The organism is Mesorhizobium sp. M0802 (genome assembly GCF_040320115.1).
Taxonomy (GTDB): Bacteria; Pseudomonadota; Alphaproteobacteria; order Rhizobiales; family Rhizobiaceae; genus Mesorhizobium.
The window spans coordinates 114,553-139,714 of the sequence record NZ_JAMYOY010000016.1; the positions used below are offsets into that span (position 1 = coordinate 114,553).

At 64.0% G+C, this 25,162-nt stretch carries 27 protein-coding genes; 7 read left to right on the forward strand and 20 right to left on the reverse strand.

All coding sequences use genetic code 11. From position 1 onward, the window contains the following. Nucleotides 1-52 precede the first annotated feature (52 nt). The 6 genes from NKI10_RS21750 to NKI10_RS21775 all read right to left on the reverse strand — a co-directional run bounded on the left by NKI10_RS21750 (nucleotide 53) and on the right by NKI10_RS21775 (nucleotide 4,228). A complete protein-coding gene (locus NKI10_RS21750) occupies nucleotides 53-973 on the reverse strand; it encodes a pirin family protein (protein WP_023687141.1) in 921 nt (306 codons plus the stop codon). A gap of 10 nt (nucleotides 974-983) precedes the next feature. Beyond that, nucleotides 984-1,250: a DUF2277 domain-containing protein gene (locus NKI10_RS21755; RefSeq protein WP_023668432.1), complete on the reverse strand. Its 267-nt coding sequence runs from the start codon at nucleotides 1,248-1,250 to the stop codon at nucleotides 984-986. A 38-nt stretch (nucleotides 1,251-1,288) separates the two neighbouring features. Continuing rightward, on the reverse strand, nucleotides 1,289-1,540 hold the full coding sequence (locus NKI10_RS21760) for an exodeoxyribonuclease VII small subunit (RefSeq protein ID WP_023668433.1): 252 nt from the start codon (nucleotides 1,538-1,540) through the stop codon (nucleotides 1,289-1,291). A gap of 3 nt (nucleotides 1,541-1,543) precedes the next feature. Further along, the gene (locus tag NKI10_RS21765; RefSeq protein ID WP_023685412.1) at nucleotides 1,544-2,470 is read right to left on the reverse strand and encodes a histone deacetylase family protein; all 927 of its coding nucleotides are present in this window, start codon (nucleotides 2,468-2,470) and stop codon (nucleotides 1,544-1,546) included. Nucleotides 2,471-2,541: 71 nt separating this feature from the next. Next, complete coding sequence (locus NKI10_RS21770; protein ID WP_352861869.1) at nucleotides 2,542-3,525, reverse strand: hypothetical protein; 984 nt, start codon at nucleotides 3,523-3,525, stop codon at nucleotides 2,542-2,544. A gap of 94 nt (nucleotides 3,526-3,619) precedes the next feature. After that, nucleotides 3,620-4,228 carry a TetR/AcrR family transcriptional regulator gene (locus NKI10_RS21775; RefSeq protein ID WP_023708733.1) on the reverse strand — a complete coding sequence of 203 codons (609 nt, stop codon included), beginning with the start codon at nucleotides 4,226-4,228 and terminating at the stop codon, nucleotides 3,620-3,622. A gap of 118 nt (nucleotides 4,229-4,346) precedes the next feature. On the opposite strand from NKI10_RS21775, the gene NKI10_RS21780 reads away from it, so the two are divergent. After that, nucleotides 4,347-5,570 (forward strand): MFS transporter, encoded by a 1,224-nt coding sequence (locus NKI10_RS21780; RefSeq protein ID WP_352861870.1) that lies wholly within the window; start codon nucleotides 4,347-4,349, stop codon nucleotides 5,568-5,570. A gap of 62 nt (nucleotides 5,571-5,632) precedes the next feature. Here NKI10_RS21780 and NKI10_RS21785 read toward each other — a convergent pair whose 3' ends face one another. From NKI10_RS21785 to aroC, 3 genes are all read right to left on the reverse strand, one after another. Next, entirely contained in the window at nucleotides 5,633-6,055 is a 423-nt protein-coding gene (locus NKI10_RS21785; protein WP_023685408.1) for a hypothetical protein, read from the reverse strand. 18 nt (nucleotides 6,056-6,073) lie between these two features. Continuing rightward, complete coding sequence (ribB, locus tag NKI10_RS21790; RefSeq protein ID WP_023685407.1) at nucleotides 6,074-7,174, reverse strand: 3,4-dihydroxy-2-butanone-4-phosphate synthase; 1,101 nt, start codon at nucleotides 7,172-7,174, stop codon at nucleotides 6,074-6,076. 73 nt (nucleotides 7,175-7,247) lie between these two features. Further along, nucleotides 7,248-8,363, reverse strand: coding sequence for a chorismate synthase (gene aroC / locus NKI10_RS21795; protein ID WP_352861872.1), 1,116 nt, complete (start codon nucleotides 8,361-8,363; stop codon nucleotides 7,248-7,250). 183 nt (nucleotides 8,364-8,546) lie between these two features. On the opposite strand from aroC, the gene NKI10_RS21800 reads away from it, so the two are divergent. Next, nucleotides 8,547-8,801, forward strand: coding sequence for a DUF1344 domain-containing protein (locus NKI10_RS21800; protein ID WP_023685405.1), 255 nt, complete (start codon nucleotides 8,547-8,549; stop codon nucleotides 8,799-8,801). An 82-nt stretch (nucleotides 8,802-8,883) separates the two neighbouring features. Here NKI10_RS21800 and NKI10_RS21805 read toward each other — a convergent pair whose 3' ends face one another. From NKI10_RS21805 to mddA, 3 genes are all read right to left on the reverse strand, one after another. Further along, entirely contained in the window at nucleotides 8,884-9,471 is a 588-nt protein-coding gene (locus NKI10_RS21805; protein ID WP_023747553.1) for a histidine phosphatase family protein, read from the reverse strand. 46 nt (nucleotides 9,472-9,517) lie between these two features. Continuing rightward, complete coding sequence (fabI, locus tag NKI10_RS21810) at nucleotides 9,518-10,339, reverse strand: enoyl-ACP reductase FabI (protein WP_027050057.1); 822 nt, start codon at nucleotides 10,337-10,339, stop codon at nucleotides 9,518-9,520. Between the two features lie 224 nt (nucleotides 10,340-10,563). Then, on the reverse strand, nucleotides 10,564-11,298 hold the full coding sequence (gene mddA, locus NKI10_RS21815; RefSeq protein ID WP_352861875.1) for a methanethiol S-methyltransferase: 735 nt from the start codon (nucleotides 11,296-11,298) through the stop codon (nucleotides 10,564-10,566). A 186-nt stretch (nucleotides 11,299-11,484) separates the two neighbouring features. Between mddA and NKI10_RS21820 the strand changes: the two genes are divergently transcribed. After that, nucleotides 11,485-12,120 (forward strand): TetR/AcrR family transcriptional regulator, encoded by a 636-nt coding sequence (locus NKI10_RS21820; RefSeq protein ID WP_023692089.1) that lies wholly within the window; start codon nucleotides 11,485-11,487, stop codon nucleotides 12,118-12,120. Between the two features lie 19 nt (nucleotides 12,121-12,139). Here the strand turns inward: NKI10_RS21820 and NKI10_RS21825 are convergent, their stop codons facing one another. Beyond that, nucleotides 12,140-13,069 carry a DnaJ C-terminal domain-containing protein gene (locus NKI10_RS21825; RefSeq protein ID WP_352861877.1) on the reverse strand — a complete coding sequence of 310 codons (930 nt, stop codon included), beginning with the start codon at nucleotides 13,067-13,069 and terminating at the stop codon, nucleotides 12,140-12,142. Nucleotides 13,070-13,193: 124 nt separating this feature from the next. Beyond that, nucleotides 13,194-13,655, reverse strand: a complete 462-nt coding sequence (locus NKI10_RS21830) for an RT0821/Lpp0805 family surface protein (protein ID WP_352861879.1) — start codon at nucleotides 13,653-13,655, stop codon at nucleotides 13,194-13,196. Nucleotides 13,656-13,683: 28 nt separating this feature from the next. On the opposite strand from NKI10_RS21830, the gene pdxH reads away from it, so the two are divergent. Then, nucleotides 13,684-14,313, forward strand: a complete 630-nt coding sequence (gene pdxH / locus NKI10_RS21835; protein ID WP_352861881.1) for a pyridoxamine 5'-phosphate oxidase — start codon at nucleotides 13,684-13,686, stop codon at nucleotides 14,311-14,313. Between the two features lie 8 nt (nucleotides 14,314-14,321). Here the strand turns inward: pdxH and NKI10_RS21840 are convergent, their stop codons facing one another. Both NKI10_RS21840 and NKI10_RS21845 read right to left on the reverse strand, forming a co-directional pair. Next, nucleotides 14,322-15,074: a crotonase/enoyl-CoA hydratase family protein gene (locus NKI10_RS21840; protein WP_352861883.1), complete on the reverse strand. Its 753-nt coding sequence runs from the start codon at nucleotides 15,072-15,074 to the stop codon at nucleotides 14,322-14,324. Nucleotides 15,075-15,105: 31 nt separating this feature from the next. Further along, a complete protein-coding gene (locus NKI10_RS21845; RefSeq protein ID WP_352861885.1) occupies nucleotides 15,106-16,875 on the reverse strand; it encodes an acyl-CoA dehydrogenase family protein in 1,770 nt (589 codons plus the stop codon). Between the two features lie 446 nt (nucleotides 16,876-17,321). On the opposite strand from NKI10_RS21845, the gene NKI10_RS21850 reads away from it, so the two are divergent. Further along, nucleotides 17,322-18,434, forward strand: coding sequence for a glycoside hydrolase family 25 protein (locus NKI10_RS21850; protein ID WP_352861931.1), 1,113 nt, complete (start codon nucleotides 17,322-17,324; stop codon nucleotides 18,432-18,434). 3 nt (nucleotides 18,435-18,437) lie between these two features. Here the strand turns inward: NKI10_RS21850 and purD are convergent, their stop codons facing one another. Both purD and NKI10_RS21860 read right to left on the reverse strand, forming a co-directional pair. After that, nucleotides 18,438-19,721: a phosphoribosylamine--glycine ligase gene (gene purD / locus NKI10_RS21855; protein WP_352861887.1), complete on the reverse strand. Its 1,284-nt coding sequence runs from the start codon at nucleotides 19,719-19,721 to the stop codon at nucleotides 18,438-18,440. Between the two features lie 145 nt (nucleotides 19,722-19,866). Then, nucleotides 19,867-20,661 carry a phytanoyl-CoA dioxygenase family protein gene (locus tag NKI10_RS21860; RefSeq protein ID WP_023706642.1) on the reverse strand — a complete coding sequence of 265 codons (795 nt, stop codon included), beginning with the start codon at nucleotides 20,659-20,661 and terminating at the stop codon, nucleotides 19,867-19,869. A gap of 91 nt (nucleotides 20,662-20,752) precedes the next feature. Here NKI10_RS21860 and NKI10_RS21865 point away from each other — a divergent pair, with 91 nt between their 5' ends. Beyond that, on the forward strand, nucleotides 20,753-21,664 hold the full coding sequence (locus tag NKI10_RS21865; RefSeq protein ID WP_023706641.1) for a LysR family transcriptional regulator: 912 nt from the start codon (nucleotides 20,753-20,755) through the stop codon (nucleotides 21,662-21,664). 51 nt (nucleotides 21,665-21,715) lie between these two features. Then, nucleotides 21,716-22,699, forward strand: coding sequence for a 4-hydroxybenzoate octaprenyltransferase (gene ubiA, locus NKI10_RS21870; RefSeq protein WP_023692096.1), 984 nt, complete (start codon nucleotides 21,716-21,718; stop codon nucleotides 22,697-22,699). A 267-nt stretch (nucleotides 22,700-22,966) separates the two neighbouring features. On the opposite strand, the gene NKI10_RS21875 is transcribed toward ubiA, so the two are convergent. Then, nucleotides 22,967-23,533 carry a DUF6101 family protein gene (locus NKI10_RS21875; RefSeq protein ID WP_023668457.1) on the reverse strand — a complete coding sequence of 189 codons (567 nt, stop codon included), beginning with the start codon at nucleotides 23,531-23,533 and terminating at the stop codon, nucleotides 22,967-22,969. 183 nt (nucleotides 23,534-23,716) lie between these two features. Beyond that, entirely contained in the window at nucleotides 23,717-25,147 is a 1,431-nt protein-coding gene (locus NKI10_RS21880) for an FAD-binding oxidoreductase (RefSeq protein WP_352861889.1), read from the reverse strand. Nucleotides 25,148-25,162: the final 15 nt, after the last annotated feature.

A 25,162-nucleotide genomic window follows, 5' to 3' on the forward strand; every position in this document is an offset into this window, starting at 1 on the left:
GCCTGCGTCGCCGGAATGTAAATGCGTGTCAGTGACGCGGGTGATGCTGACGTTAATTGTCCGGTAACGGAATGAACTCTTCCTCATCTCCAGGAACGATATCGAAGCGGCCCGTCTTCCATTCCTGCTTGGCCTGTTCGATGCGTTCCTTCGACGACGAGACGAAGTTCCACCAGATGTGGCGCGGAGAGCCGAGCGAAGCGCCCCCGAAGAGCATGAAATGGGCGCCGCGCTCGGACGACACGACGATCTCGTCACCAGGCCGGAACACCAGCAGCCGTTCGGCCGGAAAACGGTCGCCCGAAACCGAGACATCGCCGTCCAGCGTGTAGATGGCGCGTTCCTCGGCGTCGGCGGGAATTTTGACGCTGGCGCCGGGCGCCAGCCTCAGATCGGCGTAGAGCGTCTCGGTGTCGGCTCTTACCGGCGAGCGCAGTCCCTGGAAATCGCCGATCACCACGCGGCCGGAAACACCTTCGGCGTCGATCTCGGGCAGAAGGAGCGCGGCCGTGTTCTCGAACACCGGCGCCACTTCCTCCTTGCCGTCGGGCAAAGCCAGCCATGTCTGCAGGCCGGAGACCGACATCGGCGCGCCGCGCAGTTCTTCGGGCGTGCGCTCGGAATGGACAATGCCGCGGCCGGCGGTCATCAAATTCACGTCGCCGGGCTGGATGACCATCTCGGTGCCGAGCGAATCGCGGTGCCTGATATTGCCGTCGAACAGATAGGTGACGGTGGAAAGCCCGATATGCGGGTGCGGGCGCACATCCATCGCCTGGCCGGCGCGCAAGATCGCCGGCCCCATGCGGTCGAAGAAGATGAAGGGACCGACCAGCCGCCGCTTTGCCGTCGGCAGAGCGCGACGAACCTGGAAGCCGCCAATGTCCTTGGCGTTTGGAATGACCATGAGCTCGATCTGGTCGCTGGCGAAGGCATCGCCAGGCTCAGGGTCCTTGCCGGGGAAGAAACTCATCTGGATGTCCTCAGGCGAAGCGGAGCGCCGATTTGGCTTTTGCCTTGGCCGCCACCTCTTCACGATTGCGCGGATGATGCGTGGTTTCCAGCGAATGCAGCAATTCATGCGCCGATTCGGCGATCGCCTCGACGGCACGGTCGAAGGCTGCCTGGTTGCGCTGCGAGGGGCGCGTCGTTCCGCTCAGTTTGCGCACGAATTGAAGGGCGGCGTCGCGGATCTCGTCATGGGTCGCCGGCGGCTCGAAATTGAACAGGGTCTTGATGTTTCTGCACATGCTTGAACTCCTATCTGCTTTATGCCCGCCCCATTCCACTACTCCGCGTCGAGCGGCTCCGTTCCCACCGGTTTGCCATCACGCGACAGCCTGATCTTCTCGACCTTGTCTTCGGCCGCCTTCAGCAGCCGGTCGCAATGGGCCTTCAGCGCCTCGCCGCGCTCATAGATCTTGATCGATTGGTCGAGCGGCACGTCGCCGCGTTCCAGATCATCGACGATCTTTTCCAGCGCGTCGAGTGCCTGCTCGAAGCTCATCGCCTTCACGTCTTCATTTGCTTCGCCAGCCATACTTTACCCCTTCATCAGCCGCCCGACATGGGCGGCGACCGAAAATGCCAGTCCCTGCAGATCGTAGCCGCCCTCAAGCAGGCTGACGAGCCGGTTGCCGCTGTGGCGCCCGGCGCGTTCCAGCAACTGGCCTGTCGCCCAGTCGAAATCGTCCTCGCTGAGGTTGATCTCGGCCAGCGGGTCGCGATGGTGAGCGTCGAAGCCTGCGGAAATGATGATCAGATCGGGCGCGAAATTGTCGAGTGCCGGAAGGACGCGCGACAGCAAGGCATCGCGAAACATGTCCGAGCCGGTCTGCGGCGCCAGCGGCGCGTTGACGATGTTGCCGGCGCCGGTTTCGTTTTTAGCCCCGGTGCCGGGATAGAGCGGCATCTGGTGCGTCGAACAATAGAGCACCGAGGGATCGTCCCAGAAAATGTCCTGCGTGCCATTGCCGTGATGCACGTCCCAGTCGACGATGGCGACACGCTCGGCGCCGTGTTTCTTCTGCGCGTAGCGGGCCGCGATCGCCGCGGTGTTGAACAGGCAAAAGCCCATGGCCGTGGTCTTTTCGGCATGATGGCCGGGCGGACGCGCGGCGACGAAGGCATTGGCAACGCTGCCCTCGAAAACATCGTCGACGGCAGCGTTGGCCGCACCGATGGCAGTGACCACCGCCTGCCAGCTTTTCGGGCTGGCGCTCGTGTCGGCGTCGATCGAGGCAATGCCGCTTTCAGGGATCGCGGCGCGGACGCGGGCGACGAAATCCTCGGGGTGGGCGTAGAGGATTGTGGCCTCGTCGCCTTGCGGCGCCGTTACCCGATCGAGTGCGGTGAAGGCCTCGTCGTCGAGCACGCGCTCGATAGCGCGCAAGCGGTCCGGCCGCTCCGGATGACCGGGGGGCGTCAGATGTTCGAGGAAGATCGGATGGGTGTAGAGCCTGGTGACCATGACCCGATATAGGCGCGCCCGGCCGCTTTGACCATGGTTTGACGCCGCACCGCCCCGACGTTCAACAGGGATTACACCCCGGGCGCCGGCTGCGTCCAGCGCGAGCCGCCGAAGGAGGCCAGCGCCTTATCCCTGAGTTCCCTGAACTTGGACGACCCCTCGGCCAGCCGCTGGTCCCATTCGGCGTTCGGCACCTGGCCTTCGATGGTCTTGAAATAGACCTGCATCAGGCAGGCTATGGCGAAGGGTTCGATGAAGGCCGCCTTGAAGGCCCAGGCAAGGAGGATGGCGAGCACGAAGGCCCAGCCGCCGAGCTGCCCCGGAATGAACCACATGATGGCGGCGGCCGGCGCCAGCATCAAAAGGAAGATGACGAAGGACACACCCCACATGATGACCGCCAGCCAGATGGCGTTCTTGACCATGGTCTTGCCGTTCTGGGCGTAGAGCACGACGCCTTGCCGGGCTGTCTCGAAGGGCGATGATGAATTGATGCGGATGTTGTAGCCGAGGATGATCTCGTCGACATAGGTCAGCGACAGGCGGATGACCGTATTGATGAAAGCGATCAGGCCGCCGAGACCCGGAATGGGCAGGAAGGCGGCGATGCCGCCGATCAGGCCGGTGATGGCGCGGATGGCGCCCTTGACCAGCTGGTCGACCACGAAAAGGATGTTGGCCTCGGCGAAACGCTCCTTCACCACGTCCTTGGCGTAGGCGATCTGGTCCTGCCCATTGGGAACGTCCCGGCCATCGATCAAATGGACCATGACGGCGATATGGCCGGCCTTGACGACGTAGAGGATGTATTCGCGGATCCAGTAGAGCGCGATCGAAACGATGCCGATGCCGACGATGCCGCCCCACAGTGCAAAGGAAAGCGGCCCGTCGGGATCGGTGGAGATATGGCCGACGCCATAGCCGACGGAGGCGCCGCTGCCGGTCGCCACGATATAGGCGAGCGTAATGCCGAAATAGACGATCATGCGAAAGACGATGAATGGCCATGTCCTGATCATGATGAACACCGACCTGCCGATTTCGAAATCCCACATGCGCCCGAATCTCCCCTCAGAGATGGACGGCGAGGATGAACCCGGGCCGGGAATTGTCAATCTCGGCAAATGCCGGGTCTGGGCCGACCAGATTTCAGGCCGGCTGCGAACCCTGTTTTTTGAGAAGCCCTTCAAGCAGTTGCTGGAAGGCTGCCACCACGGTCTTCGACGTCGCTTCGGGGTCGTTCGAATTGGCGATGCGCTGCGCCGCCTGGCTGCTGGCGCCGTTGATCAGCCGGGCGGCGGTTTCGGGGTCGACGCCGGGGACGACCACCCCCTCCTGCTGCAGAGCCGTCAGATGATCGGTCATCGAGCCGACGCAGGCATTGGCGTTCGGCCATTGCGCCGGATCGCCGAGCACAGCCGGACCGTCGCGAAACATGATGCGCTGGATTTCCGGCTCCAGCGCCATCTCGATATAGGTCGTGCATTCGTCGACGAAACGCTGCCAGCGGCTTGGCGCCCGCGACGCAATCTCATGGATGCGGACGGCCATCTCGCCATCGATTTCGGCGATGACGGCCTGCAGCAGGCCCTTCTTGTCGCCGAAATGATGATAGAGCGCACCGCGCGTCAGCCCGGCCGAGGCGGTGAAGTCGTCCATCGACGCGTCGGCATAGCCGATCGTGCCGAAAGCGTGGCGGGCCGCCGTGATCAGCTTGGCGCGCGTTTCGGCAATCATCTCCTTGCGGGGTCTGTGCATGGTTCTGGCCTTATTCACATACGCTTCGTATGCCAATTGACATACGCGGCGTATCGACTACCTATATTCATACGCACCGTATGTAATTGTCGAATTGGCCTTTGTCGAGGAACCAGCCATGCAAAACCCATACTCGGAAATCTTTCGTGCCCCTGGAGCCAAGGGGTTTGCCGTCGCGGGCTTCCTCGCGCGGCTGCCGATCGCCATGGCGCCGATCGGCATCGTGGCCATGCTGTCGCAGACACGTGGCGAATACTGGCTGGCGGGAGCTGTCTCGGCGACGTTCGCGCTGAGCAACGCTTTCGTGGCGCCGCAGATATCACGGCTGGTCGATCGCCTCGGCCAGACGCGGATCGTGGTTCCGACCACCATCCTCACCGTGCTCGCCTTCGCGGTGCTGATTGCCGCAGCCAATCAGGACTGGCCGGTGTGGACGCTGTTTGTGTCGGCACTGGCGGCCGCCGCCATGCCCAGCATGCCGGCGATGGTGCGCGCGCGCTGGACCGAGATTTTTCGCGGCCGGCCGCAGATGAACACCGCATTCGCCTTCGAATCGGCGGCGGACGAACTCGTCTACATTGCAGGCGCATCGCTGTCGGTGGGCTTGAGTGCCGCTCTGTTCCCGGAAGCCGGTGTCCTGGTCAGCACGCTATTCCTCGCCCTTGGCTCGGCAGCCTTCATCCTGCAGCGTTCGACCGAACCACAAGTGCGGCCGGTGAATCATGTCTCGAGCGGCTCGGCAATCCGGCTCAGGCCGGTGCAGATCATCACCTTCGCCCTGATCTTCGTCGGCGCCACCTTCGCGACGACGGAAGTGAGCACGGTGGCGATCACCAAGGAACTCGGCCAGCCGGGCGCCGCCAGCCTCGTCATCGGCGTCTATGCGCTGGGATCGTTCGTGCTCGGCCTCGTCGTCGGTGCGCTCAACCTGAAAGCGCCGCTGCAGCGCCAGTTGGCCCTCGCGGTCGCCCTCGTTGCGCTCGGCACATTGCTGCCGCTCACCGCCGACACGGTGCCGCTGCTGGCGCTGACCGTTTTCATCAGCGGCGTGGCGATCTCGCCAACCTTCATCACCGCCTTCGGCCTGATCGAACGCCACGTGCCGGAAGCGATGCTGACCGAAGGCATCACCTGGGTGATGACCGGCATCGGCATCGGCATGGCGCTGGGTTCGTTTGCCGCCGGCGCGGTGGTGGATGAGTTCGGCGCCAGGAACGGGTTCTGGGTCTCGGTGGTTTCAGGCACTATCGCACTGGTCACGGTGTTGGTGGGCCAGCGCAGCCTGGCCACCCGCGCCTGCGAGCTGGACGGCTGCGGTGCAGCCGCCGTTCCCGCGGAATAAACGCACAAGCGTCCGGTCGGGAACGCGGATCGGACGCAGCTTCTCCAAAGGAGCGCGGCTCCCTACGACTGTTCAAGCCTCTTGCGGATCTCGTTTCCATCGAGAACGACAACAGGACTTCCCAGTGTCTCAACCATATCCGGGTTCAGATGGGGTATGGTTTCAGCGCGCCCGACCATCGGCGGACATTCTCCGGCGCAATACACGACCGAGCTGGTGACACGCAGGATTTTCCACAGCGCTTCGTAGAGGCGCGGATCGTCGGGCGGCCGCGCGACGGTGAAGCCTGAACATCGCGAGGCATCGCCGGGGTCGAAATTGAGATAGAGGTCGGCCGACGACGCATCGTCATAGGCGACGACCCAGCAGGTGAATTCAGGTTCACGCCTGGTGACGAACGGCGCGAAGGCATCCTCGACGATCGATGTGGGGAAGTAGCTCTCTTCGCCATCTTCAAAGCAATTGAGATAGGCCTCGAAGCTCATCCGACCGCCCCCTGTCCCCTAGAAAATCTCGGTCTTGGCGATATGAATGCCAAAGCCCTCAAGCCCGACATAGTGGCGTTCGCGCGAGGCGATCAAATTGATCGAGGAGATGCCGAGATCCTTGAGAATCTGCGCGCCGAGGCCGATTTCTCGCCACTCGTTCTCACGGCGGCGGGCCTCTTCGTGGTCCTCACGGTCGGCACTCATCGGCCGGTTGCGCTCCTGATGGGCGACGCCGACCGAACCCTCTCGGAGGTAAACGATGACGCCGCGCTTGCGTTCGCCCATCGCCTTCATGATGGCGTCGAGCCGGTGGCTGGTGCCGAACACGTCGGTCACCACATCCTCGGAATGCAGCCGCACCGGCACGTCCTCGCCGTCACGGATGTCGCCGAAAACGACCGCGACATGGTGCATGGAATCCCAGGGCAGCGTGTAGGTGAAGACCTGTGCCTTGCCGCCGAGTGTGTCGATTTCGGAGCAGGCGACGCGTTCGACCAGCGTTTCCTTGCGCTGCCGGTAGGCGATGAGGTCGGCGACCGAGACCTGCTTGAGGCCGTGTTCCTCGGCAAAGCTCGCAACCTGCGGGCCGCGCTTGACGGTGCCGTCGTCATTGACCAGCTCCGAGATCACGCCAACCGGCGGCAGGCCGGCAAGCTTGCAGAGATCGACCGCGGCTTCGGTATGGCCCGAGCGCATCAGCACGCCGCCTTCCCTAGCGATCAGCGGGAAGATGTGGCCGGGCCGGACGAAATCCGAACCGCCGACATTGCCGTTGGCCAGGTTGCGCACGGTCAGCGTGCGGTCCTCGGCCGAAATGCCGGTGGTGGTGCCATGCTTGAAATCGACGCTGACGGTAAAGGCCGTGGTGTGGGCGGAATCATTGTCGGCGACCATCGGCTGCAGATTGAGCCGCTTGGCCTCCTCGCGCGGCATCGGCGTGCAGACGATGCCGGAGGTGTGACGGATGATGAAGGCCATTTTCTCCGGGCTGCAATGCACGGCGGCAACGATCAGGTCGCCCTCGTTCTCACGCCCGTCATCGTCCATGACGACGACGATCTCGCCGCGTTCGAAGGCGCGGATGGCTTCGACGATTTTCTTCTGATCGTATGGCATTGGCTCGCTTCGCTCGCAGGGAATAGGGTTGGGCAGTAGGAGTTAGGGAAGGAAGGACGGGCTGGCCTATTGCCTAATCCCTACTGCCTAATCCCTGGCCTGTCTGTCCCCGGTGCCGCAGATAATGGTCCGCGACGGCGCAGGCAACCATGGCTTCGCCGATCGGCACGGCACGGATGCCGACGCAGGGATCGTGGCGGCCCTTGGTCATGACGTCGACGTCGTTGCCGTCCTTGTCGATGGATTTTCGCGGCGTCAGGATCGACGAGGTCGGCTTGACGGCGAAGCGGGCGACGATCGCCTGGCCGGTCGAGATGCCGCCCAGAATGCCGCCGGCATTGTTGGACAGGAAGACCGGCTTGCCGTCATTGCCGATGCGCATCTCGTCGGCATTCTGTTCGCCGGTGATGCGGGCGGCTTCGAAACCGTTGCCGATCTCGACGCCCTTGACGGCGTTGATCGACATCAGGCCGGACGCGATATCCTGGTCGAGCTTGGCGTAGATCGGCGCGCCAAGTCCGGCGGGCACGCCGTCGGCGACGATCTCGATCACCGCGCCGACCGAGGAGCCGGATTTGCGGATGCCGTCGAGATATTGCGTGAAGACCGGAACCGAGGCCGGATCGGGGGTGAAGAACGGGTTTTCGGCGTCACCGATGAAATTCCAGTTCCAGTTGGCGCGGTCGATGGATTTCTCGCCCATCGAGACCAGTGCGCCGCGCACCACCATTCCGGGCACCACCTTGCGCGCCAAGGCGCCGGCCGCCACGCGAGCGGCGGTCTCGCGGGCCGAAGAACGGCCGCCGCCGCGATGGTCGCGCACGCCGTATTTGACTTCATAGGTGTAGTCGGCGTGGCCGGGACGGTACTGGCGGGCAATGTCGCCATAGTCCTTGGAGCGCTGGTCGACATTCTCGATCAGCATCGAAACCGGCGTGCCGGTGGTGATCATCGTCTCGCCGTCCTCGTCGAGGATGAAGCCGGACAGCACCTTCACCTCGTCCGGCTCGCGGCGCTGCGTCACAAAACGTGACTGGCCGGGACGGCGCTTGTCGAGTTCGGCCTGTATCTCTTGCCGCGTGAAGCGGATGCCGGGCGGGCAGCCATCGACCACGCAGCCGAGCGACGGGCCATGGCTTTCGCCCCAGGTGGTGACGCGGAAGAGATGGCCGAACGTGTTGTGAGACATGAATTTTAGCCCTGCCCGGCAGCGGACCGGATCAAAGGTGCGTTCTATTGGCGTTTTCCACAGCGGTCAAACTGTGATCCGGCGGTTTTAGTTTTGACACATTCGGTTGGTTTCTGCTCTCTTCCATCCGCCCGTTGAAAGCTCGCCGCCATCCGTGCAGGCGCAATGACAAAGAGGACGACGATGCGTACCCTGATTGGCGCTGCTGCCGCCATGTTGCTGATTTCCACCGCCGCCTATGCCGGCCAGACCGAAGGCCTGATCAAGAAGGTCGACAAGGACGCGCTGACGCTGACGCTGGAGGACGGCAAGTCCTTCAAGCTCAACGCCGAGACCGATCTCGATTCGCTGAAGCCGGGCATGGATATCGTCATTGCCTATGACGTGACGAATGGCGAGAACGTCGTCACCGACATGGAACTGCCCGACACCGAGTAACACCGACGCCGAACAGGGTCTTGCCGCTCGGCGGAGCCCTGCCCGGATAAACAGGACGGTCGTCCTGTTTATCCGCTCCAACCTAAAGCCAATCCAGACGCCCGTCCTGCAGCCTGAGCACCCGGTCCTGCCGCACTTCCAGGTTTGCCGCTTCGTGTTCGGAAACACCTTCGACCATCCGAAACAGGGTCCGCACGACGCCACCATGCGTGACGCAGACCGTCTGGCGGTCGAGCGCGTCGAACCACGGCTTCACCCGTTCGAGCAGCATCTGGTAGCTTTCGGCGCCCTCGCCCGGCGGCTGGAAATTCCATTTGTTGCGCCGTCGCGCCTTCGCCGAGCCCGGCATTCGCGTATCGAGTTCGGCATAGGTAAAGCCCTGCCAGTCGCCAAAGTGCACCTCGACCAGACGCGGGTCGGTGCGGTAGGCATCGGGATCGAGTTGCATCGCCAAGCGTAGCCGCTGCATCGTCTCGCGCGTCCGCTTCATCGGACTGGCGACAAAGTCGAAATCCTCAGGGTTCTGGATCAGCTCGGCCAGCCGCCGCCCATTGCGGGTCGCCTGCTCGCGGCCGAGTGCGTTGAGATCGGTGTCGGCCTGGCCCTGCAGCCGCGACTCGGCATTCCACTGCGTCTGGCCATGGCGCACGATGTAGACGAGCGGAACCATCAGGTCTTCCGGAAATCAGGACAGGCAGGCGGAAACCGCGGCAGAACTATTCCTTGACGGTCGAAATATCCGGCGCGTCGACCGCCTTCATGCCGACGACGTGATAGCCGGAATCGACATGGTGCACCTCGCCGGTGACGCCACGAGACAGGTCCGACAGGAAATAGACGGCGGAATCGCCGACTTCTTCCTGGGTGACGGTCTGCTTGAGCGGCGAATTGTATTCGTTCCACTTCAGGATGTAGCGGAAGTCGCCGATGCCCGAAGCAGCCAAGGTCTTGATCGGCCCGGCCGAGATAGCGTTGACGCGGATCTTCTTGCCGCCGAGGTCGACGGCGAGATAGCGCACGCTGGCTTCGAGCGCTGCCTTGGCGACACCCATGACGTTGTAATGCGGCATAACCTTTTCGGCGCCATAATAGGTCAGCGTCAGCAGCGAGCCGCCATCGGTCATCAGCGCTTCGGCGCGCTTGGCGATGGTGGTGAAGGAATAGACCGAAATGTCCATGGTGCGCAGGAAATTGTCGCGCGTCGTCTCGACATAGCGTCCGGTCAGCTCGTCCTTGTCGGAAAAAGCGATGGCATGGACGAGGAAGTCGAGCTTGCCGCCCCAATGCTTGGCGACATTGGCAAACACCTCGTCGAGGCTCGCCGGATCGGTGACATCGCAATGACCGGCGACAAAGGCGCCCAATTCCGTAGCCAGCGGCTCGACGCGCTTCTTGAACGCCTCGCCCTGATAGGTCAGCGCGATCTCGGCGCCATGGTCGACGCAGGCCTTGGCGATGCCGTAGGCAATCGATCTGTTGTTGGCGACGCCCAGTATAAGGCCGCGCTTGCCGGCCATAAGGCCCTGTCCACCCGCCATGTCAGCGCTCTCCGAAAGATTTTCTGCTTTGGAGTGCCTATCGCACAGGCAGAAAGGCGCATCAAGCGCAGACGGGGCGCGCGTTCAATTCAGACACTCGGCGTGACAACGAATGGGGGATAATAACGTTGTTGTGAGATTTGAACGCCTCATTGCGGCCAGCGCGCCTTGATGGCCCAGGCCCGGGCCCCCCGCCTAAGGGGGGGGGGGGCAACGCATGGGCCCTATCCAGCCATTTTGCGCCAGGGAATGAGCATTCCCACCTGCTTGCGGTAGAGGCGGTACTGGTCACCGAACATCGCGACGAGATCGCGTTCCTCGAGGAAGATGCCGAGCAGGATGTAGCCGGTGCTGCCCGCCGCGAACAGAAGATGGCCCCATGTCATGGACGGCGTCGCCCAGAAGGCCAGGAGGAAGCCGACATAGAGCGGGTGCCGGACCCATTTGTAGAACAGCGGCGTCCTGAACACGGGCGGCGCCGGTTCGCTCTTGCGCAAAGCGGCGAGAACCTGGCGCAGGCCGAACAGTTCGAAATGGTTGATCAGAAAGGTGCTGGTCAACAATACCGCCCAGCCGAGCCAGAACACGCCATGCATGACGGCGACCCAGACCGGGTTCTCGACCGTCCAGACGAGACCGGGAATCGGCCGCCATTGCCAGTAGAGCAGCAGCAGGATGAGGCTGGCCAAAAGCACATAGGTGCTGCGTTCGGCCGCGTGCGGGACAATCCGTGTCCACCAGCGCTTGAAAACCGGCCGCGCCATGATGCTGTGCTGGGCGGCGAAAAGGCCGAGCAGCAGCGCATTGCCGATGACGGCTTCGACCGGACTTCCAGCGACTCCGGAATCGATCGATTTCGGCACGACCATGTTGCCGACGAAACCGACCGCATAGAGAAACGAACCGAGAAAAATCAGGTATGCGGCAACGCCGTAGATAAGGGTGATTACGCCCGCCATGACTGCCCTCCATGCAAGCATCAGGATTCGGTCGGTCGACCGAATTCAACGTCAAAAACCATAAATTTTCTAGCGAGTCAACTTGATCGGTCGCTCGACCGAGATAGAGTGGAGGGACGTCCAGCCCCGGACAGGAGAAGCTATGATCCGCCCAGATTGCACCGCTAACAGCGGCAGCCACGCCGCATGACGGACGCTGCCGAAGCCGTTACCCCGCCGCAGAACAAGCAAAAGCGCGACACGCGCGCCGAACTGATTTCGGCCGCCGAGTTATGCCTCCATCGAGGCGGTTATGCCGATCTGTCGACGCGCCGCGTTGCCGAGATCGCCGGCGTTCCGCTCAGCCAGATCCATTACCATTTCGGCTCCAAGGAACGGCTGTTCCTGGCCCTGCTGGACCATCTAAACGAGGGCCTGCTGAAGCGCCAGGCGGAGACCTTTGCGGCACCGATGCCGCTGTGGCAACGCTGGGAGCGCGCTTGCGATTTCCTCGACGATGATCTGGCGTCCGGCTATGTCCGGATCCTGCACGAGATGATCGCGGCAAGCCTGTCGAGCCCCGAGATCGCCAAGGCGGTGCGCCGCGACCTGCGCGGCTGGTTCGAACTGCTGGACGGACTGGCGCAAGAGGCGGAGCGTCGGTTCGGCGGCCTCGGGCCATTCTCCGCCGCCGAAGTAACCAGCCTGGTCAGCGCCGCATTCCTCGGCAGCGAGACGATGATCCTGCTTGAGATCGAGAGCCCGCATGTCCCGGTGCGGCAGGCGTTGCGCCGCTTCGGCGAAACCATCCGGCGGATGGAGGAAGCAGCGCCCGGCAGCTAGCCAGCCAAGTCGGGCCGCGTCAGCCTTTGCGGCTGCGCATCAGCGCTTCGAGTTCGCTGTCGCCGCCTTCCGGCAGCATGATGCGGACATGGGCGTAGAGATCGCCATGGCCACCCGCCTTTTCCGGCAAGCCCCTGCCCTTCAGGCGCAGCACCTTATCGGAGCTCGACCAAGCCGGAATGTTGACCGCCAGCCTGCCGGTCGGCGTGTCGACCGGCACCTTGGCGCCCAGCACCGCGACGGCCAACGCTACCTCCAGATCGGCATGCAGGTCACGGCCCTCGATGCGGTAGCGCGGGTGCCTGCGGATACGGATCTTGACCAGCGCATCGCCCGGCTGTCCCGGCCCCTGCTCGCCCTGGCCCTTCAGCCGGATGGTCTGTCCGTCCTCGACATAGACCGGCAGCTTGACCGCAATCTTGCGGCCGTCGGGGAACATCGCCGTCACCTTTTCGGCGGTCGCTATCTCCTCGATGGTGACGTCGAGCGTGACGTTGAGATCGGCGGCGGCCGCCTGCTGGCGGCGGTCGCCTGTTCCGGCGCCACGCGCGCCTGAAAAGGCGTCGCCGAAAATCTGGCTGAAGATATCGCTGTTGCCGTCGAACGGATCGCCGCCCGGACGCCCGGATCGGAATTCGAAGCGCGAGCCGCCGGCGCCCTGCTGGCGGCGGAAGCCACCGAACGGATCACCGCCGCCGGCTGCGCCCTCGAAGCCCTGGAATTTCGGCTTGCCGTCGGCGTCGATCTCGCCGCGGTCGAAGGCCGCACGGTTCTTCTCGTCGCCGACGACCTCATAGGCCTGGTTGGCGGCGGCAAACCGGTCCTTGGCCTTGGGATCATTCGGATTCTGGTCCGGATGATACTTCTTCGCGAGCTTGCGGTAGGCCGATTTTATGTCCTTGGCCGATGCGTTCTTGGCAACGCCCAGCACCTCATAGGGGTCGCGCATGCGTCCTGCCCTGGAAAATGAGTTAAATCCACGTTGGCCCTTATATGCGCTCCCATAGGAAGAAATTCCAGTGGCGCGCAGGCTTATCGAGGGTTGAAATTGCGATGCCCGCAAACCTCGAAAATCAGAGCGGTTTGAAGTCCTGCATGTGCCAGCCGCCGGCCGCGGCGATGCACAATTGCCCCTTGAACAAAGCGATGCCGTCGAAGCTTTCGCGCGAGGCGGTAAAGCTGCGGCAGGCCTGGCCGTTGTCCTGCACTTCGGCGAGTTCAGTGATGGAGCCCCGCGAGCCGGTGTCGGCATTCGCCCAGGGCACGGCCTGGCCGCGAAGCTCCTCGATGTCGGCCGAAGACACCGCATTGCCGATCGTGGTCTGGTCGGAAGCGCTGTCGGCGTCCGTCGATGTCACCCTCGCCGGCGCGCTTGAGGTGACGATGGAACGGTCGACCTCGGCCTTTTCCAGGCTGAAGCCGCCGGCGCCGCAGGCGGCAAGCGGCAGGGCGATAATCACGATCACGGCTTTCGAACTGGCCGAAGCGATAACGCTCCATTGCCCGCTGTCAAAAGCTTGCGCGATACGCGACAATCGGCAACCTCCTGAAGCTCGAGACAATTTGAGAAAAACTATGAGTGACACTGAGTTAACAAGTAGTGACTTTACCGAAGCCGCCGAGCCGTTCCGGCTCTTTGCCGAGTGGCTGGAGGACGCCAAGAAAAGCGAAATCAATGACGCCAACGGCGTCGCACTTGCAACCGTCGATGCCGATGGCATGCCGGATGTGCGGATGGTGCTGCTCAAGGGGTTCGATGAAAGCGGCTTTGTCTTCTACACGAATTTCGAGAGCGCCAAGGGCCGCGAGATTCTTGGCAACATGAAGGCGGCGATGTGCTTCCACTGGAAATCGCTGCGCCGCCAGGTGCGCATACGCGGACCGGTGGAAATCGTCAGCGACGCTGAAGCCGATGCCTATTACGCGACGCGGCCGCGCGGCAGCCGGATCGGCGCATGGGCTTCGAAACAGTCGCGGCCGCTGGAAAGCCGCTTTGCCCTGGAGAAGGCGGTGGCCGAATACACGGCGCGCTACCCTATCGGCGAAATCCCGCGGCCAAAGCACTGGTCGGGCTTCCGCATCGTGCCGCAGGCGATCGAGTTCTGGCACGACAGGCCATTCCGGCTGCACGATCGGCTGGTCTTTTCGCGCAACGCCGAGGGCGGCTGGGACAAGACACGGCTTTACCCCTGAGGAGAGGTTCAGGCCTTCTTGCGCGTCATGAAGGCCGTCAACGCGGCGCGCGCTTCGTCGGACTTCAGCCGCTCGGAGAAATGCTCGCTCTCCACCTTGATGCGGGCGACAAGCTCGTGGCGCGGGGCGCGCATCAGGTCACGCGCGATCTTCAGCGCCTGCGGCGGCTTGGCGGCGATCTCGCCGGCCGCTGCGAGTACCGCGGCTTCTAGCCCGTCCTCCTCGACCACCTCATAGATCAGGCCGGCGGCCTTGGCGCGCTCGGCGGAAAAACCTTCGCCGAGCCCAAGCAGGGCGAAGGCGCCCTGCCTGCCGAGGATGAGCGGCGCCAGCAGGCTGGAGCCCGCCTCCGGCACCAGGCCGAGGTCGACGAAGGGTGTGCGGAACACCGTGCGCGGCGTGGCGAAAGTCAGGTCGCAATGCAAATTGAGCGTGGTGCCGATACCGACCGCAATGCCGTCGACGCCGGAGACCATCGGCTTCTCCGTTTTGGCCAGCGCCATCAGGAAGTCCCAGACCTCGTTGCCGCCCTCACCGCCGGTGGCGATGACCAGGAAATCGGCGAGATCGTTGCCGGAAGAGAAGGCGCCAGAAACACCGAGGAAGACATGGACGCGAACCGCCGGGTCGGCATCGCCCTCGGCCAGCGCCTTGGACATTGTCGCGTACATGGCGCGCGTCAGTGCGTTCTTCTTGTCGGGACGGTTCATGCGGATGATCTGGATGGCGCCCTGGCGCTCGACGAGAATATGGTCTGTCACGGTCATTCTTCCCTGGTGAGCGCTCTGGTATTCAGGCCGTTATCAGCGCCTTGCCGGCGGTAGCGAGGCTCTCGGCGCCATCGATTACGCGTTCCTTCAAGGCGCTGACTTCGCCGAGCAGGTTTTCGGCGAAAAAGCGGCAAAGGGCGATGCGGCTCTGCTGGGCAAGTCCGCCACGCGCCAGATAAGCGCCGCCGGCAGCAAGCGAGATCAGCCTGAGATAGGGGGTCGCACCGGCTTGCGCTTCGTCCAGACGGCCGTCGGCCAGCAGCTTCTGCAGGAAGCGCGTCGCCTCGGTGAGATCGTCGAACGCCTGGTCAAGCGCTTCGGCGGTGCGGCCGAAGCCCTGCAGGTTCGAGGTCCGCACCTCGTCGGCGATGGCCTTCAGTTCGGCGATATAGCCGTGCACATGCTCGCCGCCGCCAAGCGGCAATTTGCGGGCTACAAGGTCGATCGCCTGGATGCCGTTGGTGCCTTCATAGATCGGCGCAATGCGGGCGTCGCGATAGAGCGCGGCCGCGCCCGTCTCCTCGATGAAGCCCATGCCGCCGTGGACCTGGACACCCAGCGACGCAACGTCGACGCCGATATCGGTGGAAAAGGCCTTGGCCAGCGGCGTCAGCAGATTGGCGCGATCGCGCCAATGCGCGGCCTCCTCGCCTGTCGACACACGCGCGAAGTCGATGGCATAGGCGCAGGAATACGAGATGGCGCGGGCGATCTGGGTCAAAGCCTTCATGGTCAAGAGATTGCGCTGCACGTCGGGGTGATGGACGATCGGCGCCATCCCGGCGCCTGAAAAGTCGGATGCCTTGCCCTGGCGGCGCTCATTGGCATAGGCGATCGCCTTCTGTGTCGCGGCTTCCGCCACCGCCACGCCCTGCATGCCGACGCAAAGCCTCGCGTTGTTCATCATGGTGAACATGCAGGCGAGCCCCTTGTTTTCCTCGCCGATCAGCCAGCCGATGGCGCCGGGGGTCGCGTCTTGAAAACCGTCGCCATAGATCATGGTGCAGGTTGGCGAGGCATGGATGCCGAGCTTGTGCTCGAGGCCCGAACAGAAGACGTCGTTGCGGGCACCGAGCGAGCCGTCATCATTGACCAGGAATTTCGGCACCAAAAACAGCGAGATGCCGCGCGTGCCGGCCGGTGCGTCGGGCAGCCGCGCCAGCACCAGATGGATGATGTTGTCGGTGAAATCATGCTCGCCATAGGTGATGAAGATCTTCTGGCCGAAGATGCGGTAGGTGCCGTCGCCGGCAGGCTCGGCGCGGGTGCGCAGAGCGGCGAGATCGGAACCGGCCTGCGGCTCGGTCAGGTTCATCGTCCCCATCCAATCGCCGGAAACGAGCTTCGCCAGATACCTTGCTTTGAGCGCCTGGGAAGCATGCTTGTCGAGCGCCTCGACCGCGCCCATGGTCAGCGTCGGGCCGATGCCGAAGGCCATGGCGGCGGAGTTCCACATTTCGAGCGCGGCAACGCCGAGCATGGTCGGCAGGCCCTGGCCACCGAATTCTTCCGGTCCGGACAGCGCGTTCCAGCCACCGTCGATCCAGCTGCGGTAAAGCGCCCTCCAGCCGGGCGGCGTGGTCACGGCTGCATCCTTCAGCACCGCGCCGTGCTCGTCGCCGATCTTGTAGAGCGGCGCCACTTCCTCGCTGGCGAAGCGGCAGGCCTCGGACAGGATGGCGTCGACAAGGTCTTCGCCGAGGTCGCCGAACGCGCCGCTGTCGAGCGCCGGTTTGAGCCCGGCGACATGCTTGAGCGTGAACGAAATGTCGTCGACCGGGGCCTTGTACATGCCGCTTTCTCCTCCGCTGCTCCGACCGCTCGATCCTAGGACCCGGGCCGATGCAACCATCCGCCTCTGGGCGGCCTCCGACCTTCTTTTTACGTAAACGTCAAACTTTGTCACGCGGATTTTCATCGAACTTCGTCGTCCACAGGTGGAGCGGGAGCGTAGCGGATGCCGAGTACCATGTCGCGACCTCGCGCTAGGGGCGCAACGGTGCAGAATTCCGCGCCGTGGCAACGCTTCGAAGTCGCGGAATGCATACTATGGTCCGCGCCGCGTCGCTTCGCTCCTTGCTTCGCCATAGAATGACGAAATCGCGAGAGCGACAGGACTCCTGCCCGAAAGCACTTCCTTAACCATACCGGTCCACCATCGGTGTTTGGTCAGCGGGGATCCCCTGTTTGAAAACGCCGGCGCATCTCCTTCGCCGCTCAGCGATCGCTCTCGCGGCGATGATGGCGCTGACGTCAGCGGCTACAGCCTCGGACTTTTCCGAGCCTTGGCGGGATGGCGACCGCGCGCTGGTAGTCGACGCCTATGAATACAATTCCATCGAGTGGGCGCAGCTTGCCACCGACAAGCGCATTGTCGGCTTCATCAACAAGGCCTCCGACGGGCTGCCGCCGCCCTATTTCTGCTATGGCGACGAGATCGCCGTCAAACTCTGCAAGACGCTGTGGAAACGCTTTGCGGTGACGCGCGAGCTGTTCCAGACGCGCAAGGTGGTGGCCAAGGCGCTCGGGCTGAAATGGGGCGCCTATCATCTTGCCCGGCCCGGCAATCCGCTCGAGCAGGCCAACAGCTTCATCGACTTCGCCGAACCGGCGGCGGACGATCTGCTCGCCCTCGATCTCGAAGGCAACGACCCCTCGCAATGGATGTCGCTCGAGGATGCCGAGGAATTCGTGCGCCAGGTGCACCGGCGGCTCGGCCGTTTCCCGATCCTCTACACCAACGGCAAGACCGCCCAGTACATCGCCGGCAACCGCTACCAATACCGTCTGCTGTCGCGGCTGCCGCTCTGGTATGCGCGCTACAAGCCCGACATCGACGTGCATTTTCCGATGGGCAACTGGCAGGGCTATGCGCTGTGGCAGTTCTCGGCGCAGGCCAATTGCGGACGCCTGCGCTGCCCCTACCGGGTCGCCGGCACGCCCAACGATATCGACGTCAACGTCGCGCCGATGGACGCGGCGGCACTGCGCCAGCAATGGCCCTTCGGCGGCCTGATCGACGTGCCGCCCGACTACCTCGCCTCGATACCGGTGCCAGTCTCGCGCGCAGCGGGGCTCGCCGGAAAAGTCACCATCACCTATGCCGATGTGGCGACGCCACCGACGGTCGAGGAGATGGTGGCGGTGCTCGGCGCGCGCTGGCAGACATTCCGCGCTGCCTTCCGCATGCCGGTGGTCAAGACGGTGCCGCGCCGCGCGCGCTTCGGCATTGCCGAGTATGTCGCCTGGAAGCGGACTGCGTATCGTTCGGAGGCTCTGCTCGAGGCCGCCTTCTCGCAGGCCGCCGACCCGGTCAGCACCGCTTCGACGGAACTGGTTCGCGAGCGCTGAGGCTCAGGTGGCGCTGGCTTTCTCCCGCGCCACCGCCTGCCAGCCTATGTCGCGGCGGCAGAAGCCTTGCGGCCAGTCGATGCGGTCGAGCGCGGCGTAGGCGCGGCTCTGCGCTTCGCCGACCGTCTTGCCTGACGCGGTGACGTTGAGCACGCGGCCGCCATTGGCGACCAGCGCGCCGCCATTGATGGCGGTGCCGGCGTGGAAAATCTCAACACCATCGCCGGCCGCCTCTTCCAGCCCGCGGATGACCGAGCCTTTTTCCGGCGTCCCGGGATAGCCCTGTGCCGCCATCACCACGGTCAGCGCGGCATCGTCGCGCCAGCGGATCGAACTGTGCGCCAACTGGCCGTCGACGGCGGCGTTGAGCAGCACCAGCAGATCGTCCTTCAGCCGCATCATCAGCACCTGGCACTCGGGATCGCCGAAGCGGGTATTGTATTCGATCAGCTTCGGCCCCTTGTCGGTAATCATCAGCCCGGCAAACAGAATACCGGCGAACGGCGCGCCAAGCTCGGCCATGCCGCGCATGGTCGGCTCGACGATCTCGCGCATGGTGCGCTCTACCATTTCGGGGCTCATCACCGGCGCCGGCGAATAGGCGCCCATGCCGCCGGTATTGGGGCCGGTATCGCCATCGCCGACGCGCTTGTGGTCCTGCGCGGTGCCGAAGGGCAGTGCGGTCGTGCCGTCGCACAGGCAGAAGAAGCTTGCCTCCTCGCCGGTCATGAATTCCTCGACCACGACCTCGGCACCGGCGTCACCGAATGCGCCGTCGAAACAAGCATCGAGGGCGGCGCGCGCCTCGTCCAGCGTCATGGCGATGGTGACGCCCTTGCCGGCAGCGAGCCCGTCGGCCTTGATGACGATCGGCGCTCCCACCTTTTCGACGTAAGCCTTGGCCGCAGCCAGTTCGGTGAAGCGGCCATAGGCGGCGGTCGGGATGCCGTATTTGGCGCAAAGGTCCTTGGTAAAACCTTTCGAGCCTTCGAGCCGCGCTGCCCGCTTCGACGGGCCGAAGACGCGGATGCCCTCGCCGCGCAGGTCGTCGGCAATGCCGGCGACCAGCGGCCCTTCCGGCCCGACGACGACGAGATCGATCGCGTTGTCCTGGCAGAAGCTGGCAACAGCGGCATGGTCGGCGATGTCGAGCTTGACCAGTTCGGCCTCGTGGGCGATGCCCGGATTGCCGGGCGCGGCATAGAGCTTGGTCAAAAGCGGCGAGGCCGCGATCTTCCAGGCCAAGGCATGTTCGCGGCCGCCGGAGCCGATCAACAAAACGCGCATGCCGATGTCCCTTGTCATTTCACGACAGGGACTGCGCTATTGCGCTGCGCAGCGCGGGTCAAGACTTTTGGTCCGCTGCTTGCCGGTTGCGCACGGCAACGTCGCACGCATCGGCGAGCCGAAGCAGAAGCGCGGCTCTCGCGGCTCAGCTCTGGAAGACCACTGGAAACCAGTCCTCGCGCAGTTTCTGGCCGGGCTTCATGTCATGGCCGGGATAGGGCGGCGAGGTACGGCCGGGGCGCTCGACATAGCGCGCATCGTCGCCGACCCAGCGCAGCGACAGCGCCCGGCGCCGCGCCGCGGTCGGATTGCCGCGCGCACCATGCGCGGTGCGGAAGTCGAACAGGATGGCGTCCCCCGGTTCCATCTCCCATTCGAGCACCTTCAGCGACGGGTCCTTGTCTGGATCCGGCACGGGGAGGTAGTCGCCCTCGCCGGCATAGAAATTGCTGTCATCTAGCCAGCGCACCGGCAGGATCATCTTGTCCCATTTGTGCGAGCCGGCGATCAGCCGCAGCGTCGCTTCCTTGACCGGATCGATCGGAATCCAGAAGCTGACGGTCTGGGTGCCATCGACGAAGTAATACGGGATGTCCTGGTGCCAAGGCGTCGGCTTTTGCGTGCCCGGTTCCTTGACCAGCACATGGTCGTGGAAGAACTGGGCGCTGCGCGACTGCATCGCCGCTGCCGCGAGTTCCGCGGCCGGGGAATTGCGCACCACGTCGACGAATTCGGGAATGCGCTCCCAATTGCAGTAATCGTCGAAGAAGCTGCCCTTGCCGTTGGCGATGTCCGAAGCCGTGGCGCTGCGGTTTTGCATGTTGCGCTCGATGCCGGCGGCGATGGTGCCGACCCAGTCCTTGAAGGCGCCGCGTATGCAGACCGCGCCGTCGCGCTGGTAGTCGGCAATCGCTGCGGCATCAATATGTCTGGCGGCCATCTCATGTCTTCCCTGTTTCGATGACCGACTATCGCAGCCGCCGCACATCGCGTAAAATAATAACTTCTCATCTCTCTTATAGTTTTAGACTATGAATCTGACCCTCACCCAGCTGCGTTACCTCGTCGCCGTCGCACGGCATGGCAGCGTCACCGCGGCCGCGCGGATGCTGAACGTCTCACAGCCGTCGATCTCGGTGGCGATCGACAATGTCGAAGCGACGCTCGGCCAGAAACTGTTCGTGCGCCAGCGCGGCAGCGGCATCGCGCTGACCTCGTTCGGCCGCAGCGCGGTGGCGAAGGCAAAGCAGGTGCTGGCCGAAGCGGACGAACTGGTTGGGCTCGGGACGCGCGACGCCGATGTCGGGGGCGAACTTGTGCTCGGCTGTTTCGAGGATCTGGCGCCCTATTTCGCGCCGGCGCTGATCCGCGCTTTTTCGCAACGCTGCCCGGCGGTCACCGTGGTGGTCCGCGACGAGACCTTCGAGACGCTGGGCCGGCGGCTCGGCGATGCGGCAATCGATCTCGGCCTGACCTACGATCTCGGCCTGCCCTCGCACTTCGCCCGCATCCTGCTGCATGAGCTGCGGCCACACGCGCTTCTGCCGCAAGGCCACGCACTGGCCAGCCAGGCGAGCGTCAGCCTGGCGGAGCTGGCGACCCATCCCTTGATCACCACCGACCAGCCGCATAGCTGGCAGCATATGCTGGACCTGTTCCTCAGCCGCGGCCTGTCGCCGGTCTCGCAATCGACGGCGAGTTCGTTCGAACTGCAGCGCAGCATGGTCGCCAACGGCTTCGGCGTCGCAGTGAGCTACACCAGGCCCTATGGCGACAGGAGTTATGACGGGCTGCCGCTGGTCTGCAAGCCGCTGTCCGATCCGCTGCCGATGCAGCGCATCATCCTCACCCATGACACAAGGCAAAGGCTGTCGAAGGCGGCGCTGGCCTTCACGGAGGTGGCGAAGGCATGGTTTGCCAGCCACGATGTTTTCACCGCCTGAGCGACAATGCGGCCGCTTGACGGCGCACGCCGCTGCTGCCACTCCAGCACGATGGAAACCATCCAGTCGAAAGCCGCACAGGGCCGCGTCGCCGACGCGCCGAGCGGCCATTGGGTCTACAAGATATTGCCGCGCTGGCTGTGGCCTTACGCGCAGCTTGCGCGCTGGGACCGGCCGATCGGCTGGCAATTGCTGCTGTGGCCCTGCTGGTGGTCGGCAGCGCTTGCGGCCAGCGCCTATCCCCGCCCGGCAGACCCGTTGCTCACATTGCTGCCGTCGCCGTGGTTCCTGTTCCTGTTCTTTGTCGGCGCCGTCGCCATGCGTGGCGCCGGCTGCACCTATAACGACATTGTCGACCAGGACATCGACAACAAGGTCGAGCGCACGCGCTCGCGGCCATTGCCGGCCGGCAAGGTGACGCGCCGCCAGGCCTGGATATTCCTGGTCATCCAGGCGTTGCTGGGCCTGGTCGTGCTGTTGCAGTTCAACGACTTCGCCATTCCGCTCGGCATCGTCTCGCTGGTCATCGTTGCCGTCTATCCCTTCATGAAGCGCTTCACCAACTGGCCGCAATTGGTGCTCGGGCTCGCCTTCTCCTGGGGTGCGCTGATGGGCTGGGCGGTGGAGTTCGGCGATCTCGATGGCCCGGCCGTCATGCTCTATATCGGCTCAATCCTGTGGGTGATCGGCTACGACACTATCTACGCGCATCAGGACAAGGAAGACGACGCCATTGTCGGCGTGCGCTCGACGGCGCGGCTGTTCGGCGACAACACCAAGACCTGGCTGGTCGGGCTTTATGGCGGCACGCTGGTCTGCTTCGCCATCGCCTTCGCCTCGGCGCAGGCGCCTGTGGTGGCGCTGGCCGGGCTGATCGCCGCCGGCGCCCATATGGCGCGGCAGATAGCGGTTCTGGATATCGACGATCCCGATCAGTGCCTGCGGCTGTTCAAATCCAACAACCAGGTCGGCTGGTTGATCTTCATCGGCCTGATCGGCGGTGCGCTGTGGGTAGCGCTAAAGCCGCTGGTTTAATCACCTTCTCCCCGTCACTACACGGGGAGAAGGTGGCGGCAGCCGGATGAGGGCAGCGCCCATCTTTGCAGTTGAGGTGAGATGCACAGCGGCGATATTGCGAGAAATGCCTCGGTCAGCGCCGCCCCTCATCGCCCTGCCGGGCGTTCGTCACTCGAAAAGCCAAGCAATTGGCTTTTCGTCCGCTACGCGGACCGCTCCTCAACCCCCGTATAGTGACGGGGAGAAGAAGGCTGTCGTCGGCGGTTTCGCCAATCGCCGGTCAAGCTACTCTCTCGAAATAATCTCCTGGCCGTCGATCACCAGTCTCAGCCCGAGATTGCCGGCCCTGCGGCGGGCGAGGAAGCGCGGGCGGCGCGTGGTCGAGACCCGGCCCTTGCGGCGATCCTTGGCCGGCAGCGCCTTGATGGCGGCGCCGAGCGATTCCTCAAGCGTGCGGGCAATGCCGTCGGATTCGATCAGCAGCATCTGCAGCCGGTAAGCATCGGCCCAGGCGCGCCAGTCGGCGGCGACGTCGTCGAGATCGTCGGCCACCAGCAGCGGCACCGACAGCATCGGGTCGTTGTGCAGGAGTTCGAGGGTTACCGTGACATTGCCTTGCGCATCCTCCATCGCGCGGGCGGCGACGCCGCGAAACGCGTTGGCGGGCAGCGCGATGATCGCCGGCACGCCGCTCATCTCGAGCGTGCGGCGGATGACGGCGCCGCGCTGGTCGATGGTGAAGGTAACGTCGCCATAGTCGTCGCGCGTGGCATAGCTCACCACTTGCGGCAGGCGGAATGGGTCGAGGCGCATGTTGCGCCCGGCCCAGACGGGCTTCAATACACTGTTCATCTGCTGCCTTCCTGTGTTTCTCCTGAGAGCCGTTTTGCGGGTCTCTCCGGGCCGGTTTTCCCGGCCTCGTTGTGTGAAACATTAGCGCGAGCTTCTGCCGCCCGGCTTAAGAAAGTCAGTTAAATTTTGCTGATCTCAGGCGATGGTTATCGGAATGAGACCAGCCACAAAATGTTGAAAGGATCAGATAACCTTACCGGGATTCATGATGCCGGCCGGATCGAAGACGGCCTTCACCCGGCGCATCAGCTCGATCGCCATTGGCGGCGCGGTGGCGATCAGCTCGTCGCGCTTCAACTGGCCGATGCCGTGCTCGGCCGAGATCGAGCCGTGGAAGGAGCGCACGACATCGTGCACGGCATGGTTCATGGCGTGGTAGAGGCCGAGAAACGCTTCGTCGTCACCGCCCTCCGGCCGGGAGATGTTGTAGTGGAGATTGCCGTCGCCCATATGGCCGAAGCAGACCACGCGCGCCTGCGGACTGACCGAAGCCACTGCACCGGCCGCCTTTTCGATAAACGCCGGGATGGATGCCACCGGTACCGAAATATCATGCTTGATCGAAGCGCCTTCGGGCTTTTGCGAATCCGGCAGCACCTCGCGGAAGTTCCAGAACGCGTCGCCCTGCGCCAGGCTGGCCGCGATCACCGCGTCGCCGACGATGCCTTGCTGGAGGCCTGCCGACAGCACTTCTTCGATCAGCCCCCTGGCGTCCTCGGCCGAACGGCCCGACGACACCTGCATCAACACATACCATGGCCAAACCTGCGCCAGCGGCCGCGTGACGCCCTGCGCATGGCGCAGCGTGAAATCATAAGGACGCTGGCCGATCAGCTCGAAGGCGGTGAGTGCCGCCCCTGCCCGGTCCATCGCCAGGCTGAACAGCGAAAGCGCTGCTTCCGGCGACGACAGGCCGGCAAAGGCCACTTCGCGCCCCTTGGGCTTGGGAAACAGTTTCAGCACCGCCGCGGTGATGATGCCGAGCGTGCCTTCGGCGCCGACGAACAGGTTCTTCAGATCGTAACCGGTGTTGTCCTTCTTCAGTTTGCGCAGATCGTCGAAGACTTCGCCGGTCGGCAGCACCACTTCGACGCCGAGGCAGAGTTCGCGCGCATTGCCATAGGCGAGCACGCCGGTGCCGCCGGCATTGGACGAGAGGTTGCCGCCGATTTGGCAGGAGCCCTGCGCGGCAAGCGACAGCGGAAACAGCCGGTCGGCGGCGTCGGCGGCTTCCTGCAGCGTCTGCAGGATGACGCCGGCTTCGACGGTCACCGTGTTCGAGAAGACGTCGATCTCGCGAATGCGGTTCAGCCGCGACAAAGAAAGCACGATCTCGCGGCCGGAGGCATCCGGCACCTGGGCGCCGACCAGCCCGGTGTTGCCGCTTTGCGGCACGACCGGCGTTCCCGTCTCGCTCGCCAGGCGCATGATCCGGCAGATCTCGTCGACGCTGCCGGGACGCAGCACCAAGGCGGTCCTGCCGTGCCATAGGCCGCGCCGCTCGGTCAGATACGGCGCAATATCGGCCTGGTCGCGCAGCGCATATTTGTCGCCGACGATTGCCGCGAAGCGGGCGATGAGAGCGGGATCGAGGTCGAAGGGTGCGTCGTTCATGGGCGCAAACTATGG